Raw genomic sequence first — 20,981 nt, 5'->3', positions numbered from 1 at the left:
CGGCGGCCACGAACCCGGCCGAGTGCGAGTCAGCGCCCCTCGCCCGCCCGCACCACGCCGTTCTCGTACGCGAACACCGCCGCCTGGGTGCGATCGCGCAGGTTCAGCTTGGCCAGCAGCCGGCTCACGTGCGTCTTGACCGTCTGTTCGCTCACCACCAGCCGCGCGGCGATCTCGGCATTGGACAACCCCTGCGCGATCAGCGCGAGCACCTCGGTCTCCCGCTCGGTGAGCCGCTCGACCCGGCCGCGCGGTCCGGCGTCGGGCGGGCCGAGTCGGGCGAACTCGGCGATCAGCCGGCGCGTCACGGTCGGCGCGAGCAGCGCCTCGCCGTCCGCCACCACCCGTACCGCGTCCGCGAGTTGCACCGCCGAGGCGTCCTTGAGCAGGAATCCGCTCGCACCCGCGCGCAGCGCCTCGTAGACGTACTCGTCCAGGTCGAAGGTGGTCAGCACCAGGACCCGGGTGGTGTTGCCCGGGTCGGCGGTGATCTCGCGGGTCGCGGCCAGCCCGTCCAGCACCGGCATCCGCACGTCCATCAGCACCACGTCCGGGCGCAGTTCGGCGACCTGTTCGACCGCGTCGCGCCCGTGTACGGCCTCGCCGACCACGTCGATCCCGGGCTGCGCGCCGAGCAGGACCGAGAAGCCCTCGCGCACCATCATCTGGTCGTCGGCGATCAGCACCCGGATGGCCATCGATGTCACTGCTCCTCGGTCGGCAGGAAGACGTCCACGTGGTAGCCCCCTTCGGGAGTATGCCCGGCGTCCAACGTGCCGCCGATCATCGCCGCCCGTTCACGCATGCCCAGCACGCCGTGCCCGGAGCCCTCCCGCGCGGGCGCGTCGGCGTTCGGCGTGGGCTCGTTGTGCACCCGCAGACCGATCCCGGTCGGTACGTACGCGACCTCGACCCGCACCCGCGCGCCGGGCGCGTGTCGCAGCGCGTTGCTCAGCGCCTCCTGGCCGATCCGGTAGGCGGACAGGTCGACGCCCTGCGGCAACGGGCGGGGCATGCCGACGGTGAGGTGCTCCACCGTCATCCCGGCCGCGCGGACGTTGTCGATCAGTTCGGGCAGCCGGTCCAGGGTGGGCAGCGGGGCCGGCCGGCCCTGCCCGTCGAGCTCGCCGTCACCCTCCGGCCCGGTGCGCAACAGGCCCAGTACGCGCCGCAGTTCACCGAGCGCGTCGACCGCGTTGGCGCGGATCGTCACGAAGCTCTGCACCAGTTCCGGCGGCGGGTCCGGGACCCGGTAGCGGGCCGCCTCGGCCTGGATCGCGATCACCGACATGTGGTGCGCGACCACGTCGTGCAACTCGCGGGCGATCCGGGCGCGTTCCTCCAGAAGTGCGCTGCGCTCTCGCTCGGTGGCGGTCAGGTCGGCTTGCACGGCCAGCTCGCGGCGCGCGTCACTGCGACCCCGGAAGGCGATCACGACGACCATCGCGACCGCGGTCATCGTCGCGGCCACGGGCATCGTGCCCCAGCGCGAAGGGTCCTCCTGCGTGTTGCGGACCAACGCCACTCCGAGCAGCGCGGTGATCGCCCACGTCTCCACGACGACCCGCAACCGGGCGTGGAACGCCACATAGGCGAGCACCACGATCTGCGCGAAGATGCCCACGCTGGTCCAGGGCCACTGGACCAGGTCGTGCCCGTTCCCCTCGCCGGCGACGGCGCACGCCGCGGTCGCGGCGAGCGACATCCACCAGGCGATGAGTGGCCGTTGCGGCGCGAGCAGGATCGGCGCGCCGGTGGCCAGGCCCAGGGCGAAGGCCATACCGCCGGACACCCCGGGGTAGCCCGCCAGGACCGCGCCCTGGATGCCCACGGTGAGCACGACGGCCACGTAGAGCAGGCCGAGTGCGACCGCGCGGCTGCTGAACGGTGCCGGCGGACGCTCGGTGCGAACCCGTACGTCGAACAGGTCCGCGCGCAGCCCGCTCAGCCCTCGATGCACCCGGCCCGGCCGGGCCGCGCCGGCGGCGGCCGTGTCGGATGCGTGCACTCCGCCTGCCTTCACACTCACCCGCGGCACGCTACGCGGCGCGTGTGGCCCACCGCGTCCCCGCCCCGGGTGATCCCGGGTGTCACTCTCAGGAGCTACGTGCGACGCCCGGATCTGTCCGCGCCGGCCTCCCAGCGATGGAACACCACCCACAGCGCCAGCAGCACGGCGGCGAAGGCCGACATCCACCCGATGCGCGCCGCGATCCACGGCAGCCCGTCCGGCGCCGTGCCCAGTCCGGTCAGGCCGCCGAGCCCGATGCCGACCGAGGTCACCGCGAGCATCGCGCTCTGGTGCCACAGGAACACCGTCATCGCGGACAGGTTGACCAGCGCGACCGCCGCCCAGATCCCGGGGCGCCGGCTCAGCGCCCGCCGCAGCGGTGCCCGCACCAGCAGCGCGAGCCCGCATTGGGCCAGCCCGAAGGCGACCGCGGCGACGGTGGGCGGGTTGAGGTTGGAGATCGCCTGGCCCGGAACGCCGACCATGCTGACCGGATAGCCGCAGTAGCGGATCAGCCCGGCACACGCGAGCGCTCCGGCCACCAGCAGCGGCGCGCCGAGCCGCTCGATCCGCGCCCGGTGCGGCCCCGCCCACAACACGCCGAGGCTGTACGGGACGAGCCAGCCCGCGAGTACGTTGACCCAACCGACCGCGGCCGGCCCGTCGGCGGCGAAACGGGTCAGGTCCACCAGGACGACCGTGCCGATCGCGAGCACGGGTCCCACCCGGCCGAGCCGGACCACGAGCGGGGTGAGCGCGGTCAGGCCCGCGTAGACGAGCACGAACCACAGCGGTGACAGCACCAGTTTGCCCAGCGTGTGCAGGGTGTCGCCGGGCACGAAGTCGGCGAGCAGCGCGGTCGCGACGGTCCACACCGCGAGCAGCGCGGCGATCGGCCGGCCGAGCCGGATCATCCGCCGCCGGGCCCACGGTCGGTAGCGGTCCGCGCGTGCGTGGGATCGGGCCGCGACGTACCCGCCGACCAGGAAGAACACCGCGAGCGGCTGGAGCAGCCAGGTGACCGGCGCGTAGTCGGGCAGGAGGCGCAGCGGGCTGTCGGTCTGCCAGTGGTCGGCGCCCGCGTACACGCCCGTGACGATCCAGTGGCCGAACACGACGCCCAGGATGGCGATCGCCCGCAGGCCGTCCACCTCGCGCTCGCGGTCCGCCGGTGTCGAGTCCGCGATCCGACGGACCAGGACGCCCGGTTCACGCATGGGTCACCTCCGCGGCACGGCCCCGCGCGATCAGCGCGAGGTTGTACAGGGCCGGCCCGCCGGGCCGCAGGTAGTCCGAGTGGCCGCCGGCGCCGGCCACGAACTCGCGTGCGCCGAAGTCGTGCCCGGTCGGGTCGGCGCCGAAGCCGACGGTGGTGTCGAAGAACGGGATGCTCACGTTGGGCACCAGGTCGATCCAGTCCGCCCCGCCTCGACCGGCCCAGACCCGGGCACCGGTGGCCAGTTCGTCCCGGTCGTCCACGCCCAAGCCGGGGCTGCCGAACACGGCCAGGTCGGCGACGTCGATCCGGGAGACCGCGCGCCCGCACACCACCGAGCCGTAGGAGTGGCACAGCAGCGACACCTGCGCTGCGGGCGCCACCGTGTGCAAACCGGCGACGAAGCGGCGCAGTTCGCGCGCGCCGCGGTCGGCCCGGCCGGTGGTGAGCACGTCGAGGCTGATCGTGCGCGGCGGCGAGTAGCCCAGCCAGGCGATCACCGCGACACGCGCGGTCGGGTCCTGGAGGCGGATCTCGTCGTGGAGCGCGCGGGCGCCGCCGGCGGGGGTCGAGTACGGCTTGTCGCCGCGGGTGTCGTAGTGGTCCAGGTCGCTGTCGCTGCCCGGTACCACGACCGCGATCCGGTCGGCGCCGGCCAGGTCGCCGAGCACCTCCACCGCGCGGACCCGGCCCGCGCGACCGTCGAAGGACAGGAAGTTCCGCCCCGGGTCGGCCATCCGCGCGAGGTGCTCGGCCCGTGCGGTGTGGCCGGTGTCCCGGGCCAGGCCGGCCGCCTCGGCGATGGCGCCCTGGTTGGCCGCGTAGCGCTCGCCCAGCGTCGCGGCGGACATCGCGGGCAGCGTCGGTGGTGTCGGTGCCGCCGCGTCCGCGACGCCCGCGCCGGGTCCGGCCAACGCCCCGGCGACCAGCGCCGAGACCAAGCCCATTCGCAGCCGACCACGCATGTCCCGCTCCCGTCCTCGAAGTACGAACACGAAGCTAGGAATCGGCGTCGGTAGCCCGCGTCGCGCCGGAGAGTGGACTCCGCGGGTAGCTCTCCGGGACTACACGGGTCACCCGCGCGACACCGAATCGGGACAATTCATTGCGCCCGTCCCGCTCGGACCGGCCCGGTGCCGGTGATCGACGCACTCGAACCGGGGTCGAACCGGGCTCCGGTGGCACGGGGTTGGTCGGTCCGCAACGGCGGATGGAGTCGACCGGCGGCACCTTCCGCGGGGCCCGCGCCCCGGCGGCGGCTTCGAACTCGACACCCGGCTGTCGGTCGCGTCGACCGAATCGGACCGGGCGCACAAAATGCTCACGACGCACGAGGCTCCGGAGCCGGCGGAGCCGGTTCGGCCTGCCGCGTCGAGCCGGGGCGAACGGCCGCCCGCGCCCACCCGGCCGCTTCGCTCACGGCCGGCCCGGGCCGGTTCCGACCGGTCGCGGCGGGGCGCGCCGGACCGATCGGAACCGGAACCGAAAACGGCACCCGGAGTCCTGACCGCGTCACATCCCGAAACCGGCTGATACCCGACGGATCCCCCCGCATCGGGTTCCGTATCCTCGACACGTGTCACCGCCGCTTGGGTGTTGACTTGGCCGGCCCTCGGATGGACCCTCGGGCCAGCCACATCGCGGGTCGCCGGCGGCGGGCGCCGGCTCGACATCGCACCGTCCAGGCACGTCCTCATCACGTGGCGCCGGAGCGTCCACCGACCCACGCGTCGTCGACCCATCCGGCATCTCGGCACCGCAGCATATCGATCTTCCGGAATCGGAATCTCCGCTTCCGTATATCGAATTCCCCCGGGCTGCAGGCCCTCGGGACGCCCCGGAAAGGCTTCCTGATGCCGCGAGTTAACGATTCGAATCCGGACCACCCCTCCGACTCCCGAAGCTCCGCGCGCAGCACCACCCCCGGCACGCCCTCCCGTCGGGCCGTCCTCGGCGGTCTCGCCGGCACCGCGCTCGCCGCGACCCAGTGGACCCCCGCAGCTCTGCTGCCCGCGACCGAGGCGGTCGCGGCGCCGACTCCGCCGAACTTCCCGCCCGGCATCACGCTGGGCGTGCAGCAGTACAGGAACTGGTCCGGCGAACTGCGCGCCGACGACGTGTGGACGGCGGTGCCCGCGCACCCCTCCGACGTCGTGGTGCTCGCGAACTGGGCCCGAGCCAACGGCTATCGGCTCCGGCCTCGCGGGATGAGCCACAACTGGTCGCCGATCCTGATCCCGGCCGGCGCGGACACCTCGCGCACGCTGATGGTCGACACCACGCGGAACCTGACCTCGCTGGTGGTCAATCCGGGATCACCCACCACGGTCACCGTCCAGACCGGGTGCAGCGTCGAACGCCTGTTGACCAAGCTGGAGGAGGCCGGGCGCGGATTGATCGCGGCCACCGCGCCGGGCAAGTTGAGCGTCGGCGGCGTGCTGGCCATCGGCGCGCACGGCAGCGGAATCCCCAAGCCGGGCGAGAGTCTTCCGCAGGGCGGCACCTACGGCACTCTGAGCAACCTGGTGTTGTCCTTGACCGCGGTCGTGTGGGATCAGGCCGCCGGTGCCTACGTGCTCCGGACCTTCCAACGCAACGACCCGGAGATCGGCCCGTTCCTGGTGCACCTGGGCCGGGCCTTCGTCACCGAGGTCACGCTCCAGACCAACGCGAACCAAAGATTGCGCTGCCAGAACTTCTACCACGACCAGATCGGCACGCTGCTGGGCCCACCCGGCGGCGGCGGCAAGAAACTCGCCGACTACATCCGCGATTCGGGCCGGGTCGAGGTGATCTGGTTCCCGTTCACCACCGTGCCCTGGCTCAAGGTGTGGAGCGTGGCGCCGAGCAAGCCGTGGGTCTCCACGCAGATCAACAGCCCGTATCCGTACACGTTCGCCAACTTCGTCACCGAGGACCAGGCCGAGTTCCTGGCCGACATCGCGACCGGCAACGTAGGTGCGACCGAGGTGTTCACCAACGCCGAGATGGCGGTGGTGGGTTCGGGCCTGATCGTGACCTGGACCTGGGACATCTGGGGCTGGTCGAAGAACACCCAGCTGTTCGTCGAACCGACCACGCTGCGCATCCACGAAGGCGGCTGGGCCGTGCTGACCACGCGAGCGAACGTGCAGCGCGTACTCAACGAGTTCTTCGTGAAGTACACCGGCCTGCTGGGCGCGTACAAGGCCAACGGACAGTATCCGTGCAACAGTCCGATCGAACTGCGGGTGACCGGCGTCGACCGGGCGAACGAGGTGGTCACCGCGAACGCGGTCGAGCCCACGCTCTCCGCCGCCCGACCGCGCCCCGACCACCCGGAGTGGGACACGGTGGTCTGGCTGGATGTGGCGACCCTGCCCGGCACGCCCGCCAACCACGACTTCTACCAACAGATGGACGCCTGGATCTGGGGCAACTACACCGGCAACTACGCGTGCGTGCGCCCGGAGTGGTCCAAGGGCTGGGCGTATGGGATCGGCGGCGCGTGGACGGACACGGCCGCGATCACCGGCCGGATCCCGAACTCGTTCCGCACCGGCCTTCCCACGACGAGCAACTTCGACGCCGCGCGAGCCACCTTGAACAAGTACGACCCGAGCCGGGTCTTCTCCAACACGTTCCTGGACGTCCTGCTGCCCTGACCGCCTCCACCCGACACGGCATCCTCCCCACCCGGCGCGGCCCGAGCGGGGAGGTACCGTGCTGCGATGCACACTGTGGAACTGACCCTGGACGGAGCCGCCGAACTCGCCGTCCGTCGCGTGTGGAAGGAACTGGCCGACCTCGGCCTGCCCGGACAGAGCCCGCGTCCGTCCGCCGCCGACCGACCGCACATCACCCTCGGCACCAGCCACGAACTCACCGACCCGGTACGTGAGTTGCTTGCCGAAGCGCTCACCGCACTGCCCCTGGAGGTGGAGTTCACCCGGCCGGTGCGATTCGGCGGCCGATCGCGCACCGTGGCGTGGGAGGTCGCGCCGAGCGACGCGCTGCTCGCCCTCCAGTTGCGGGTGTGGCGCACGATCGACGCGGAGAACCCCTACCACCACCCCGCGGCCTGGGTCCCGCACGTCACGCTCGCCCGCACGCTCCGCCCGGGCGACGGGTGGCAGGAACACGCGTGGCGACTGCTCCGGGGTCGGCCCGCCCTACCCGCGCTGCTGACCGGCGCGCGCAGCTACGACCACGCCACCGACACCGCCGAGGACCTCCTGACGCCCACCGGGGCCGTACCGGCATCCGGCTGACCGGTTCGGGCCGGGGCCCGGTCGTCAGCCGTCGCCGTCGAGCCAGCCGTCGTCCAGTGCGCCGTTGTCGTCGTACACGACGAACTCGCGTTCCACCGAGGCGATCTCGTATCCGGCCAGCGCGGCCACCAGGTCCGCCATCGCGCGCGCGGCGGCCTCGTCGCCCATCCCGTGGCAGCGCTGCGTGACGAACCGTTCGGACCGCCCGTGCGCCCGGGTCCGACGCGCGTTGTGCGACAGGTGCGCACCGTGCCCGACCACCTCGGCGGCCAACGCGGCCAGGTCGGCGTCCTCGGCGAGCACGAGCTTGAGGTGATGCTCGAAGTACAGCCCGGGCCCGAGCGCCCGCGCCTGCGCGTCGCCGGCCGGGACGCCGGGATGCCACGGCGCCGCCTCGATCTTGGTCCGGGTCACCGGATACCCGTCCCGGCGCAGTGCCGCGGCGAGTTCGCCGGCCCGCTCGCGGGCCCGGGCCAGGGTCGTGGTCGCCCGCTCGGTCACCATCGGCTGGGACACCGTGTGCCCACGCGCGAGCACGATGTGGGTCAACCCCACGCCGTACGCGCCGGCCAGACGGGCCAGCCCGTCCACGTCGTCGGTGCGCACCGTGACGTGCGTCTCGAACACCCCGGCGAGATCGGCGGGGAAGGCCCGGCCGGCCCTGCCAAAGTGGCGGGCGTGGTCGGTCTCGGTGGCTTCGGTCGGCGCGTGCACCGCCCCATCCTCGCAGGTGGCGACGGGCGGCACCGGGAATAATCGGTACTTGGACCGGGCGCCGGGATCCGCATAATGGCCCGCATGCCGACGCGAGCCGAAGAACTCATCGCCACCCTGGACGCGCTGCCCCACCGCGAACGCGTGCGGGAGATCGCCCGCGTCGCCCGGCAGCTTCGCGGGTCCGCCGAACTGGCCGCGACACTGGCCGTGTTGGCCGGACAGGGTGGCTACGAGCGCGGTGTCGCGTTGACCATGGCGATCGTCGCGGGCGATGTCGAGCACGTGCTGCGGGCCACTCGGGATCCCGATCTCGCGTTGGCCCGCCGCGCGGTGAGCGCGACCCGTTCGCTGCCGGTGCCCGACGACGCGTTGGCCGCGTTGCTGGACGACGCCCCCTCCGTGCTGCGCGACTCGATCTACCGCGCCATCCGCGCGGGCCGGCGCACCGCGTTGGCGGATCGCGTCATCGCCGAGGTGCTCACGATCCGCGGACCTGCCGAGGCGGCCCGGGTGCTGCCGGCGTGCGGTCCGACCGTGGCGGCCGAGTACGTCGGCGTGCTCGGGCACATCGACAGGGTCCGGGACGCCTTCCTGCGCCGGTATCCGGCACTCGGCCTCGACGACGCGGAGCGCCTGCTGGCCGACCTCCCCGTCTCCGACCGGGACGCGTGGTGGACGAACCACGGTCGCGGCGTGATCGCGGCCGGTCAGCGATTCCCGCATCGGGTGCTGGACCTGATCGAGCGTCACCCCACCCGCGGGCCGCTGCCGTGGGCGTTCGTCGGCGGCATCCAGCCGTTCGTCACCGCGGATCGGGACCGGGTGCTGCGCCTGCTCGCCGCCTCCGAGCGGCGCGGCCGGACCCTGTCCGGGGTGAGCGTGAGCGCGCTGCGCCGACTCGTCGACACCGGGCCCGACTCCGCCGAACTGATCGCGCTCGGTCGCGCGGTGCGCACCGACGAGGCGGTCACCATCCGCCTGCTCAAGGCGATGGCGCCGAGCCGGCGCGCCGGGTTCCTCGACGCCGTGCACGCCGACCGGGACCGGAGTCGGGACATGCCGAGCGGCGCCCTGCTCGACGTGCTCCCGCACGCGCGTCGGCACGCCGAGGCGCGCCGGATGCTCGCACTCGCCTCGATCGCGGCCGACGAGCCGCGCCGCCTGCCGCTGCTCGCCTTCCTGCCGCTCGCCGAGGCGCACGCCGAACTCGACGCGAACACGCGACTTCCCGACGCCGGCGCCCGGGCCGAGGGGTATCGGCGACTGATCGCGTGCGCGGCCCGGACCGGCGACCCCGAGCAGTTCGGCGCGGTACTGCGCTCGCTGACCCGGCTGCGGAACGAGCAGGACCCGGTGCGCGGCGCGGCGTTGTTCGCGATCGCCGAGGCGCATCCGGGCCTGTTCGACGCGGAGGTGGTGGGCGTGCTCACCGACCTGGTACGGGACACCCTGGAGGCGCGGGACACCTCGTACCGGACCCGATCGGCCTTGACCGACCTGGCCGCACGCCTGCTGACCCAGCATGTCGTGGGCGGCGCACCGGAGTTGACCGGGTGGGCTCTGACCACCTTCGAGCGGGTGGCGGGCCGGTCGGGCGTGGTCCGACTGGCCGGCCTCGCCGACGACCTGCGTCGCGGTCGCGAACGGGAGATCCTGGAGGCGCTGTTGCCGTGGATCCGGGCACAGGTGGCCCGGGGTGAGCACTGGCTCGCGTTCGCCCTCGCCGGCACCCTGGACCGGCGGGCGTGGGCGCTGGAGCCGTTGCAGGAGATCCTGCGCCTGGCCACCCGCGCCGACTCGGACGCCGTCGCGGGTACCGCGATCGGGCTGTGGTTGGCCGACCCGCGTCGGCGCGCCGAGCGGGTCGCCGAGTTGGTCGAGTGGGACGAGTCGACGCCGACCCTGCCGGTGGTCCTGCACGCGCTCGCCTATCGCCGCACCGACCTGCTCGACGGCTACCTCGACGGCCGCACGTTGCGTGGTCGCTTCGCCACGCGTGGGGTGCGCTGGATCCCGTACCTGCCGTTCGACACCATGGCGCGGCTGTTGCCCAGGCAGCGGCGGGCCTACGCGGCGCGGCTGGTCGAACTCGCCGACGACGTGCGCCAGCACGTCGACACCCGAGTGCACGCGATCCGTCGGCTGGCCCGGGTGCCCGGGTTCGGCCGTCCCGCGGTGCTGCGGTATCTGACCGCCACCGAGGTGCCGTTGATGGAGGCCGCGCTGAGTGGTCTCACCCATACCGACGACCCCGGCGCGGCGTTGCCGATCCTGCTCGCGCACGTGGGCGACGATCGGGCCCGGGTCGCGGCGTACTCGATGTCGCGCGCCGCGCGGTACGTGCCGCCGAGTGTGCTCGAACCGGCGCTGCGGCAGGTGCTGTTCGGGCCGGCCAAGGTGACCTCGCGCAAGGAGGCGGCCCGGGTCGTGGTGCGCGAGGCGCTGCCCGGCGCGGTGGAGATGTTGGCACACGCGTGGTCGGCGCCGGATCAGCATCGGGACGTGCGCGGCGCGATCCTGCACCGGTTGACCACCCGGCTGGACGACGAACGTTCGTGGACGGTGCTGCGGGCCGGAATCGAGGGTCCCCGGGAGGCGGCCCAGGCGATCGTGGCCCGGCCGCCGGCCGCCCTCGCGCCGGCCTGGCGGGCCCGGTACGCGGAGTTGATCGGCACGGCCTGCGCGAGCGCGGACACCGAGGTGCGGCGGGCCGCCTATCGGGCCTTCCCGCGCTGGGCCCGGTATTCGCCCGACGGAGTCGTCGCGATCGCCCGCGCGGTCCTGGACCCGGCCGACCCGATCGGGTGGCGCGAGGCGGCCGACGCGCTGCACACCTTCACCACGGACGGCGTCGCACCGAAGACCTACCTCGACGTGATCACCACGCTGATCGTGTCGGACAGCGCACCGGACGCGCCGAACGCCGAGCCGGAGCAGGACCGCCCGGCCCGACGACGGTTGACCGTACTGCTCGACCAGGCGCGTGCGTGGGCGGTCCGCGCACCGGCCGAATCGGCGCCGGTACTGCGGCCGGTGCGGGCCGCGCTGGCGGGCGTCCCGGAGTTGCGGATCGAGGCGGCGACGTTGACCGCGTCGGTCCTGCCGCTGTCCGGCGACGCGGTCGAGGCCGGCTTCACCGATCTGGTGGAACTGTGCGCCGGCCGGGCGCTGCCCGCGATCCGCGCGGCCGGCGTGCTGCGCGATCGCCTCGGCCGGGCCGGCGCACCGATCGATGCCATCGCGCTGACGGCCGCCGCGCGCGATCTCGCCGCGTGTCCGGCGCCGGCGGCCGGGTTGTTCGGCTGCGAACTGGCCCGCGCGCTCGGCGTACGGGCCGGGTGGCCGGCCGAGTGGCGCGCGCTGCTGCGCGAACTGCGCGCACACCCGGACCCGGACGTACGCGAGAGCGCACTGGCGGTGCGCACCACGTCGACCTGAAACTGCCGTCCCCCGCCGGGCGATCGGGGCGACAGGCCCCGACCGCCGACCGATGCCGCGGCCGAACGGGCCGATCAGCTCTGTTCGGTGCGCAGCAGGCGCAGGAACGCCTTGATACCGGAGATCACTTCCTGGTTGTCCGTCAACCGGCTCACGGTGTCCTCGAATCGGCGGCCGAGAGCGTCGATCTTGCGGTCGGTCGCGTGATGCCGCTCGGTCGCCCGCTCGGCGTCCTGCTCGGTGGCGGTGCGCAACTGCGCCACCGTCTCGGTCAGTTCCCTGGTGCGCTCGTCGAGGCTCTCGACCTTGCTCTCCAGTGTGGCCACCCGGTCGATCAGCGCGAGCACGTCCTCACGCGGGTGGGTCACCTCGCGCAGCATGCTCCGCAGCCGCTGCCCGAGGTGCTCCAGGTACGCCTGGCTGGGCCGGAACATCGTGCTGAGCAGATAGAACCCGGCGAACCAGTAGCCCACCACACCACCGGACGCCCAGGTGATCACCGCGATCACCCCGGCCGAGACGACGTGCGCGCCGATCGCTCCCCACAACAACCGGCGGGCGATCCGGCGCGCCTCCGTGTCGCGCGCCTCCGGGACCGCGAGGCCCTTCTCCCGGCTGATCGCGATCTCCCGGATCAACTGCCGGGCCCGGAAGTACAGGTTCCAGGGCACGGTCAGCACCGCGATCAGCCAGAACAGACACAGTGCTCCGGCGCCCAGCGACAACAGATCGGTCAACGACGTGTCGTTGACGAAGTACAGGACGATGCCCAACACCGTCGTCCCGACCAGCAGCAACGCTCCCAAACCTTTGGCCGCACTCACCCGAACTCCACTCCCCCACCCGGTGATCCGGCCGTCCACGCGGACGACCTGCTCGGACTGTAGGGCACGCCGATCAAGCCCGCCGGTACGTCGCGCCTCGCGCGCAGCGGCGCCCGGCACCTCGCGGCGCGGGCCGGGTGTCAGGTGTGATCGGGGAACCACGAACCGTGCATGCCGGCCGGGACGCGGCGCGGCAGTCGCACGACCGCGAGCGGTGCCGCGGTGATGTCCCCGGCGTCCAGCACCAGCAATTCCGAGGTTTGCCCGGACAGATCGCCGACGATCGTGAGCAGGTACCCGTCGTCCTCGGCGGTGCCGTTCTCGGCGGGTACGAACACCGCCTCGCCGGGCATCCGGTCGGGCCCCAGGCCGGCGATCCGCCGCTCCCCGGTGGCCCCGTCGTACTTGACGATCGCGTGCTCGTGCAGTCCGCCGCCGGGAAAGGCGATCGCGTAGCCGAAGCGATGCGGGCGGCCCAGCCTGCGGGCGTCGATGGTCGGGAAATCGGTGACCAGTTCGTCGAGGTCCTCCTCGCCGGACACCCCCGAGACCGGGTCCAGGATCCAGCGGTGCCGGACCGCGCCGATCAGCGGCGTGTCCGGGTGTCCGCGCGCGCCCACCCACCACTTCCAACTGCTCTCCCACGAGGACCGGTCGAATCGTGGCCCTTCGAGCACGATCCGTCCACGCGAGTCCTGGTACGCGTTCTCCACGTGCAACAGCGCGCCGGCCCGCACGTCGAACCAGGTCACCGACGCGGGCCCGGTACGCGGCAGCACGCCGATCCGCGGCGCGTACGAGTCGCTCCAGCGGTACGGGATGCCGGAGCGCTCGGCCGGATTGAACACCACCGGCAGGTCCAGCCAGACGACGTGATGCTCGGTCAGACCGAAGTCGTGCATGAATGAGGGCCCCGCACCGGGGATCACCTCGGCCCGGGTGATCCGCCCCGGGGCCGACGCGACGTAGTAGGTCAGGTACGGCGGGAACGGCGAGCAGCCGAAGAAGTGCAACTCGCCGGTGACCGGATCCCGCTTCGGGTGCGCGGTCATCCCGGTGGTCAGCCGACCGGCGAAGTCGTACGGGCCGACCGTGTGCAACTCGCGGGTGACCTCGAACGGGAGGTCGCCCTCCTGGAGCGCGAGCAACCGGCCACCGTGCTCGACGATGTGGGTACCGGCGATGCTCGCGGTCGGGTCCGCGGTGCCGTCCTCGCGCACGAGCGGCGCGCCGGCCGGCGCGGGAGTGCGCACCCAGCGGTTGCGGTACCACTCGGCGCGCCCCTCGCGCAGCCGTATCCCGTGCAGCATGCCGCTGCCGCGGAACCAGTGGCCGGGCACGTCGCCGGGCCTGGGGTTGTGCCCGTTGCGGATGTACCGGCCGTTCAACTCCGGTGGAAGCGTGCCCCGCACCGCGAGGTCGTACCCGGTGATCTCGTCGACCACGGGTGCGAAGTGGCCGCTGAGGTAGGGCTTTCGGATGCTCATGATCGGTTCTCCCCGTCGAACGACTCGGACGACTCGGAACGACAACGATGGACCATCCACATCACGCCGAGCGCCTCGCGGCGGCGCAGCCACAGCCTATTACGGGCAGTCTCGAAAGTTATATATCATCACATTTGTTATGATTGATCGCGCACCGGATCCGAGCACGCTCGATCCAAGGACGCACTCGTGACCTCCGGCGCGCCCGCCGGCCCCCGGGCCCGCTTCCGCGAGCGGACGCGCGCCGAGATCAAAAAAGCGGGCCGGGGCTCTAGAGCCCCGGCCCGCCGGTCCTTCGCGCGGATCGCCTACCGCGCGCCCAACTCCTCGGCGAGCGCGGTCGCGAACGCGTCGATGTCGCCCTCGGTGGTGTCGAACGCCGTCATCCAGCGCACCTCACCGATCGACTCGTCCCACGTGTAGAACCGGAACCGCTTCTGCATCCGCTCGGTGACATCCGCCGGCAGCACCGCGAACACCGCGTTCGCCTGCGGCGTGCGGGTCAGCGTCACGCCGTCGAGGTCGGCGACCCGCTCGGCGAGCAGGGCGGCCATCGCGTTCGAGTGCCGTGCGTTGCGCAGCCACAGGTCGCCCGCGAGCAGCGCCTCGAACTGCACCGACATGAACCGCATCTTCGACCCGAGTTGCATCGCGGCCTTGCGCAGGTACCCGACACCGCGCGCCGCGTCGGGGTTGAGCACGACCACGGCCTCGCCGAACATCAGGCCGCTCTTGGTGCCGCCGAAGGACAGCACGTCCACGCCGACGTCCGTGCTCAGCGCGCGCAGCGGCACGTCCAGCGCGGCGGCGGCGTTGGCCAGCCGCGAGCCGTCCAGGTGCGCGAGCATGCCGTGCTCGTGCGCGTGCGCGACCAGCGCGGCGATCTCGTCCGGCGTGTAGACCGTGCCCAGTTCGGTGCTCTCCGCGAAGGAGACCACCCGCGGTTGCGCGCGGTGCTGGTCGCCCCAACCCCACGCGTGGGTGTCCACGAGTTCGGGGGTGAGCTTGCCGTCCGGCGTGTCCACGGCGAGCAGCTTGAGACCGGCCACCTTCTCCGGCGCACCGCACTCGTCCACGTTGATGTGCGCGGACGCGGCGCAGATCACCGACTCCCAGCGGTCGGTCATCGCCTGGAGACCGACCACGTTGGCGCCGGTGCCGTTGAACACCGGGAACACCTGGGCTCGTTCGCCGAAATGCGCGCGAAAGACCTCGGTGAGGTGCTCGGTGTAGACATCCTCGCCGTACGAGACCTGGTGACCCCCGTTGGCGATGCCGATCGCGGCCAGCACCTCGGGGTGGATGCCCGCGTAGTTGTCGCTGGCGAAGCCGCGCGTGTCGGGGTCGTGACGCGGGGTCAGGGGACGTTCAGGCACAGTCGTTTCCCGTTCAGATCGATGGCCGGGGTGTTCCACAGACCGGCGATCTCGACGGCGAGATCGGCCACGTCGGTGAATCCGGCGAACTTGGCGTTGGGTCGAGCCTGCCGCATCGCGTCGTTCACGAGCGCCTTGACCACCAGGATGGTGGCCGCCGCGTCGGACTCGGCGAACGCGTCGGCCAGCGCGAGCGTCCAGGTCTCCGCGGCCGCCTTGGCCGCCGCGTAGCCCGCGTTGCCCTGGGTGGGCTGCCCGGCCGCAGCGGCGGAGACCAGCACGAACCGCCCGCGCGGGCTGCGCGCGAGTGCTTCGTGGAAGGCCAGGCTGGTGTGTTGCACGGTACGCACGAGCAGGTCGTGCAGCAGCGCCCAGTCCTCGAGCGAGTTGTCGGCGAACCGCTTGCCGCCGCGCCACCCCCCGACCAGGTGCACCAGGCCGTCCACCCGCCCGTGCTCGCGCTCGACGTCGTCCGCCCACCGGCGCGTGGCGGCCGGGTCGAGCAGGTCCACCACCGCGCCGTGCGTACCGGGCGCGGCCTCCACGCTCTCGTGCAATCGCCCGGCGTCCGCGTCCGCGCCGTACACGTGCGCCCCGGCGCCGGCCAGCCGCGCGAGCACGGCCCGCCCGGTCGGCCCACCCGCGCCGGCGACCGCGATCACCGCGCCGTCGAGACCCTTCGTCACGCCCACTCCTCGTTCACCCTGCCGTTCACTGTCCACTGTTCGTCCCGGTGTCGCCGAACCGCTCACCACGGATCCTCGCCGCGGCGTTCACGACGCCGCGGCCGCGTCCTCGTCCTCCGCCAGGCGCTCCACCGGGCTGTCCGCGGTGATCCCGCGGGTGGACGCGATCACGTCGCGCAGCCGCCGGTTCAGCGCCTCGTAGAACATGCTCAGCGGGAACTCGTCGGGCAACACCGCGTCCACGAGCGCCTTCGGCGGCCCGTCCATCGGCAGCGCGGAAGTGCCCTTGGCCCACACCGAACCGGGGTGCGGGGAAACGTACTTGGCGACCAACGCGTAGCCGGCCAGCCAGTGGCCGACCTTCGGCCGGTCCACACCCTCGCGGTAGAGCTGGTCCACCTCTTCGTACAGCCCGAGCACCGCTTCGGTGATCCGGTCCCAGTCCACCGTCAGCCGGTTGTCCGCCCACTCGAGCACACCCGCGCGGTGCAGGTAGGCGAACAGCAGTTGCCCGCCCAAGCCGTCGTAGTTGCGCACCCGGCCCCCGGTGACCGGGAAGCGGAACAGCCGGTCGAAGATCACCGCGTACTGCACCGAACGCGCGGTCGCCACGCCCTCGCCGGCCAGCGCGACCGCCTCGCGGAACGCGGTCAGGTCGCAGCGCAGTTCCTCCAGCGCGTACATCCAGAACGGCATCCGCTGCTTGATCATGAACGGGTCGAACGGCATGTGGCCGCGCATGTGGGTGCGGTCGTGAATCAGGTCCCACAACACGAAGGCGTCCTGCGCGAGCTGCTGGTTCTCCACCAACTCCGCTGCTTCCGACGGAAGTTCGAGATCGAGGCTGTGTGCGGCGGCAGCCGCGACCCGACGGAAGCGGGCCGCCTCGCGGTCGCAGAAGATGCCACCCCAGGTGAACCTGGGCACCTCGCGCACGGCCACCGTCTCCGGGAAGAGCACCGCCGAGTCGGTGTCGTAGCCGGCGGTGAAGTCGACGAACGCGACCGGCACGAACATCGCGTTGTCGTAGCGCTCGGCCTCCAGCGCGGCCAGCCACTGCGGCCACACCACCCGCAGCAGCACGGCCTCGACGTTGCGGTTGGGATTGCCGTTCTGGGTGGTCATCGGGAACACCACCAGGTGCTCCAGACCGTCGCGCCGAGCCTGCTCCGGGCGGAACGCGACGAGCGAGTCCAGGAAGTCGGGACGGCCGAAGCCATCCGCCGCCCAGCGGGCGAAGTCGGCGACGACCGCTTCCAGGTACGCCTCGTCGTGCGGGAACAGCGGTGCGAGCCCGGTGACCGCCGACGTGATGTCGGCGACCAGCGCCCGGGCGGACGCGTGCTCGGACGGCTCGATCGAACCGTCCTTGGCCTGCAACGGACGCAGGTCGGCGACGGCTTCCTTGAGCACGGGCCACAGCGGGTGGTCTACGGCGGTACGGACGGCTACGCGGGTCATGTTCGACATGGAACCCTCTCAGGAGAAAGCAGGAACCACGGTCAGAAGAACCTATGTCAAAAGAATTTAACGCCGCAAGGGCGTTCCAAACGCAATCTTATCGTCGCTGGTACGTTTTGCCCGAATAAGTTGAGAATGCCATCCAGCCGCCTTCCGAAGATCGACGCCGCGTTCGGAGGAAGCCACAAGATGTGACCGGCCCGAACCGCCGACGCCTGTGCCTATTGACCGCCGATCCGGCCCGTCCCTACAGTCTCCTTCTGATCAACGGAATATTGATTCCGCATAGCGAAATACTCGGCAGGGGAACGCCCCGGATCCGCATCCACTCCCACTGCCCGATCCTGCGATCCAGTACGTCCAATGGGCCGGGCCGTCCTACGACGGCATCCGATGTGGAGGCGCCGATCATGGGCTGGAGAACCACCAGGAAGACCGCGGGCGCGGCACGATCGCCGGGCGATGCCACCGCCGGGGCGTCACCGGGGACCGGGGCGTCGCCCGTGCACCCCGTGGACGAGATGCTGCCGCCGGGGCGCATGCTGGCCGGCGCCCTGCAACACGTGGCCACGATGTACGCCGGGGTCGCCGCGCCACCGCTGATCATCGGCGGGGCGCTGGGCCTGTCCACCGCGGAGCTGACCACGCTGCTGGGGGCGAGCCTGTTGATCGCCGGGCTCGCCACGCTGCTGCAGACGCTCGGCTTCTGGCGGATCGGCTCCCGACTGCCGTTCGTCAACGGCGTCACCTTCGCGGTGGTCTCGCCGATCCTGGCGGTGGCCGCGGCCAAGCAGGACGCGACACTGCCGGTGATCTTCGGCGCGACGATCGTCTCGGGCGTGTTCTGCTTCCTGCTCGCGCCGGTCTTCTGTCGACTGATCCGCTTCTTCCCGCCGGTGGTCAGCGGCACGGTGATCACCTTGATCGGGGTGTCCCTGCTGCCGGTCGCCGGGAACTGGTCGCAGGGCGGCGACAGCAAGGCGGCCGACTACGGCTCGACGACCAACCTCGGGCTCGCCGCGGCGACGCTGGTCGCGATCCTGGTCCTGCACCGGGTGCTGACCGGTTTCCTGCAGCGCATCGCGATCCTGCTCGGCCTGCTCTTCGGCACCCTGCTGGCCATCCCGTTCGACAAGGTGGACGGCGGCGCCCTGGGCGACCTGGCCGTCTTCGAGGTCCCGCAGCCGTTCGCCTTCGGCGCGCCGCAGTTCGACGTGTCGGTGACCGTGTCCATGCTCGTGGTGATGATCGTCTGCATGACCGAGTCGACGGCCGACATCATCGCGCTGGGCGAGGTGGTGGACAAACCCGCCGACGACCGGACGATAGCCGGCGGCCTGCGCGCCGACGGCCTGGCCACCGCGCTCGGCGGGGTGTTCAACGGCTTCGCGTGCACGGCCTTCGCACAGAACATCGGCCTGGTCGCGCTGACCCGCATCCGCAGCCGGTTCGTGGTCGCGGTGTGCGGCGGATTCCTGGTCCTGATGGGCTTGATGCCGATCGTCGGCGGCCTGGTCGCGCTCGTCCCGCAGCCGGTCCTCGGCGGCGCCGGCGTGGTGCTGTTCGGCACCGTCGCGGTGGCCGGCATCCGCACCCTGGGCAAGGCCGACCTCGACACCGGACCCAACGCGCTGATCGTGGCGGTGGCCCTGGCCTTCGGCGTCTTCCCGATCGCGTTCCCGGACTTCTACCACGCGTTCCCGGACAAGGTCGCGATGATCGCCGAGTCCGGCATCTCGGCCGGCTCGATCATCGCGGTCGTACTCAACCTGCTGCTCAACCACACCGGATCCGCGTCCGGCGAAGCGGCCGACGAACCGGCTATCCCCGCCCCCACCCGGTCCACCGAACCCGCCGAACTGCCCAGCCGGGCCTGATCGATCGACGAAGCGAACGGCAACACGGCCAATCGACATCCCGTTTCGATCACCACCGACCGGACATGGGCGTGGGCCCCGCCGAAGTACTCGACGGGGCCCACGTGTTGCCGTTCGTGTGTCAGACGGAGAGCTTGGTGCCCACGCTGATCACGTTCGGGTTGTCACCGATGACACCCGAGTTGGCGCTGTACAGGGCCTGGTAGCCACCCTTGACGCCGAGCTTGGCGGCGACGGAGGAGAGCGTGTCACCGGCCTTGACGGTGTAGCTGCCGGAGCCCGAAGCCTGCTTGCTCGCGGCCGACTTCGACGCGTCCTGCGCAGCGACGTCCTGCTTCGGCTGCACCCGGACCTTCGGCGCATCGGCGCCGGAGTTGCGCGGTGCGGTCTCGGTCGCCGACTCGGCCTTGGCCGCGGCCTTCGGCGCGTCCTGGGCCTTGGTCTTGCCGGTGGTCGAGGACTCGGCCGTGGCGGACGCGTTGCCGCCCTTGGCCAGACCGGCCTTCTGCGAACAGACCGGCCAGGCGCCGGGGCCCTGCGCGGCCAGCACGCGCTCGGCGACCGCGATCTGCTGTGCCTTGCTCGCCTGCGCGGCACTGGCCGCGTACTCGCCGCCGCCGAAGGCGTTCCAGGTGCTCGGGGTGAACTGCAGACCGCCGGAGAAGCCGTTGCCCGTGTTGATGCTCCAATTCCCGGTGCTCTCGCACTGCGCGACCGCGTCCCACGTGGACGAGGACGCCGCGTTCGCGCTGCCCGCCATGCCCACGAGGGGAAGGACGAGACCCGCACCGGCGGCGACGGCGATGCCGGCGCGACGGCCACGAGAGAGCGAGCGAACGGGAGCGGTGATGGCACGGAAGGTCATTGATTACCTCGTCGGGCGCCTACGAAGTTAGCTGTCGGGTTCGGACGATTGGCCCGGCCTCGCCTGAAAACAGGCATGACTTCACCCCACGGCATCGACATTGCCGATGCCGGCACTCACTTGGTTCCCCCGCTCCTGCCGCCAGTCGATATCGACTGCTTCCCTCGGGCGGCGGCAGGATTCGGCGTACCGCCCGGGGAGTCCGCTTGTGCGAACAACCACGAAGCTACGCACCGGGCCGCCGGGTTGGCAAACATTTCGGGCGCTTTGTGAGGTGCCCCATAAGCAGGAATAACACCGATTTGCCCGATATGTCGCCATCCTCGCAGGTCACGGCGCCGGCGTCCACGGTGCGCGGCCGCGTGGTCACCCGTGCTTCACCGTCGGGCTATTCCGTCGCGGGCAGCTCCACAGGTACGACTACCCGCTCCTCGTCCCAAAGGAACGTCGCGCCGCCGGTCGCGAAATTGGCGACATCGGCCACCGTGGCCCGGCCCTCGGGCGAATCCAGGGTCGCCTGGAGACCCGCGCGAGTCGGCGCGTACAACCCGACCACCAGGTAATAGGGCGGCTGCGCGCCGGAGGGGTCCGGATCGCACTTGCCGATGGTCCAGCCGGTCAATCCCGGCATCGTGCGGGCGAGCGGGACGTGCTTCTCCCAGTAATAGGCGTCGAACGCCGCCGGGTCCTCGGGGTGGCCATACAGCACGGTCAGCTTGTACACACGCGACTCCTCGCGGTCGTGGTGGATGTGTCTCCTGCCGGTGGCGCCC

16 protein-coding genes and 1 riboswitch are annotated in these 20,981 nt (G+C 71.8%); of the genes, 4 read left to right on the top strand and 12 right to left on the bottom strand.

The genetic code is table 11. From position 1 onward, the window contains the following. Positions 1-29: 29 nt before the first annotated feature. From ACIBSV_RS17005 to ACIBSV_RS16990, 4 genes are all read right to left on the bottom strand, one after another. Positions 30-698: a response regulator gene (locus ACIBSV_RS17005; protein WP_395863640.1), complete on the bottom strand. Its 669-nt coding sequence runs from the start codon at positions 696-698 to the stop codon at positions 30-32. Between the two features lie 5 nt (positions 699-703). Next, positions 704-2,029: a sensor histidine kinase gene (locus tag ACIBSV_RS17000; protein ID WP_395863638.1), complete on the bottom strand. Its 1,326-nt coding sequence runs from the start codon at positions 2,027-2,029 to the stop codon at positions 704-706. A gap of 74 nt (positions 2,030-2,103) precedes the next feature. After that, the gene (locus ACIBSV_RS16995) at positions 2,104-3,228 is read right to left on the bottom strand and encodes an acyltransferase (protein ID WP_395863636.1); all 1,125 of its coding nucleotides are present in this window, start codon (positions 3,226-3,228) and stop codon (positions 2,104-2,106) included. Continuing rightward, complete coding sequence (locus tag ACIBSV_RS16990; protein ID WP_395863634.1) at positions 3,221-4,192, bottom strand: alpha/beta hydrolase; 972 nt, start codon at positions 4,190-4,192, stop codon at positions 3,221-3,223. Before ACIBSV_RS16990 ends, ACIBSV_RS16995 begins: the two co-directional genes overlap by 8 nt. An 888-nt stretch (positions 4,193-5,080) precedes the next feature. Between ACIBSV_RS16990 and ACIBSV_RS16985 the strand changes: the two genes are divergently transcribed. Further along, a complete protein-coding gene (locus ACIBSV_RS16985; protein ID WP_395863632.1) occupies positions 5,081-6,871 on the top strand; it encodes a cholesterol oxidase substrate-binding domain-containing protein in 1,791 nt (596 codons plus the stop codon). Positions 6,872-6,937: 66 nt separating this feature from the next. Further along, positions 6,938-7,477, top strand: a complete 540-nt coding sequence (locus ACIBSV_RS16980; RefSeq protein WP_395863630.1) for a 2'-5' RNA ligase family protein — start codon at positions 6,938-6,940, stop codon at positions 7,475-7,477. Positions 7,478-7,501: 24 nt separating this feature from the next. Here ACIBSV_RS16980 and ACIBSV_RS16975 read toward each other — a convergent pair whose 3' ends face one another. Further along, positions 7,502-8,191 (bottom strand): hypothetical protein, encoded by a 690-nt coding sequence (locus ACIBSV_RS16975; RefSeq protein ID WP_395863628.1) that lies wholly within the window; start codon positions 8,189-8,191, stop codon positions 7,502-7,504. Between the two features lie 84 nt (positions 8,192-8,275). Between ACIBSV_RS16975 and ACIBSV_RS16970 the strand changes: the two genes are divergently transcribed. Beyond that, positions 8,276-11,632, top strand: coding sequence for a hypothetical protein (locus tag ACIBSV_RS16970; protein ID WP_395863626.1), 3,357 nt, complete (start codon positions 8,276-8,278; stop codon positions 11,630-11,632). Between the two features lie 74 nt (positions 11,633-11,706). On the opposite strand, the gene ACIBSV_RS16965 is transcribed toward ACIBSV_RS16970, so the two are convergent. From ACIBSV_RS16965 to ACIBSV_RS16945, 5 genes are all read right to left on the bottom strand, one after another. Beyond that, positions 11,707-12,456 (bottom strand): hypothetical protein, encoded by a 750-nt coding sequence (locus ACIBSV_RS16965; RefSeq protein ID WP_395863624.1) that lies wholly within the window; start codon positions 12,454-12,456, stop codon positions 11,707-11,709. A 140-nt stretch (positions 12,457-12,596) separates the two neighbouring features. Next, the gene (locus tag ACIBSV_RS16960) at positions 12,597-13,943 is read right to left on the bottom strand and encodes a carotenoid oxygenase family protein (RefSeq protein ID WP_395863622.1); all 1,347 of its coding nucleotides are present in this window, start codon (positions 13,941-13,943) and stop codon (positions 12,597-12,599) included. A gap of 308 nt (positions 13,944-14,251) precedes the next feature. Continuing rightward, positions 14,252-15,319 carry a threonine aldolase family protein gene (locus tag ACIBSV_RS16955; RefSeq protein WP_395863620.1) on the bottom strand — a complete coding sequence of 356 codons (1,068 nt, stop codon included), beginning with the start codon at positions 15,317-15,319 and terminating at the stop codon, positions 14,252-14,254. Continuing rightward, positions 15,301-16,005 carry an SDR family NAD(P)-dependent oxidoreductase gene (locus ACIBSV_RS16950; RefSeq protein ID WP_395863618.1) on the bottom strand — a complete coding sequence of 235 codons (705 nt, stop codon included), beginning with the start codon at positions 16,003-16,005 and terminating at the stop codon, positions 15,301-15,303. Before ACIBSV_RS16950 ends, ACIBSV_RS16955 begins: the two co-directional genes overlap by 19 nt. 87 nt (positions 16,006-16,092) lie before the next feature. Further along, positions 16,093-17,475: a DUF6421 family protein gene (locus tag ACIBSV_RS16945; protein WP_395863616.1), complete on the bottom strand. Its 1,383-nt coding sequence runs from the start codon at positions 17,473-17,475 to the stop codon at positions 16,093-16,095. A 512-nt stretch (positions 17,476-17,987) separates the two neighbouring features. Between ACIBSV_RS16945 and ACIBSV_RS16940 the strand changes: the two genes are divergently transcribed. Further along, entirely contained in the window at positions 17,988-19,343 is a 1,356-nt protein-coding gene (locus ACIBSV_RS16940) for a nucleobase:cation symporter-2 family protein (protein WP_395864063.1), read from the top strand. Between the two features lie 121 nt (positions 19,344-19,464). Here ACIBSV_RS16940 and ACIBSV_RS16935 read toward each other — a convergent pair whose 3' ends face one another. Together ACIBSV_RS16935 and ACIBSV_RS16930 are read right to left on the bottom strand one after the other, a co-directional pair. Next, positions 19,465-20,103 (bottom strand): transglycosylase family protein, encoded by a 639-nt coding sequence (locus tag ACIBSV_RS16935; RefSeq protein ID WP_395863614.1) that lies wholly within the window; start codon positions 20,101-20,103, stop codon positions 19,465-19,467. Between the two features lie 105 nt (positions 20,104-20,208). Beyond that, positions 20,209-20,400, bottom strand: a riboswitch (cyclic di-AMP (ydaO/yuaA leader). 196 nt (positions 20,401-20,596) lie between these two features. After that, positions 20,597-20,932 carry an EthD family reductase gene (locus ACIBSV_RS16930; RefSeq protein WP_395863612.1) on the bottom strand — a complete coding sequence of 112 codons (336 nt, stop codon included), beginning with the start codon at positions 20,930-20,932 and terminating at the stop codon, positions 20,597-20,599. Positions 20,933-20,981: the final 49 nt, after the last annotated feature.

This window comes from Embleya sp. NPDC050154, assembly GCF_044460165.1.
Classification (GTDB): Bacteria; Actinomycetota; Actinomycetes; order Streptomycetales; family Streptomycetaceae; genus Embleya.
Note: the sequence above shows the minus strand (reverse complement) of the source record. Positions and strands in the feature narration are given on the sequence as shown.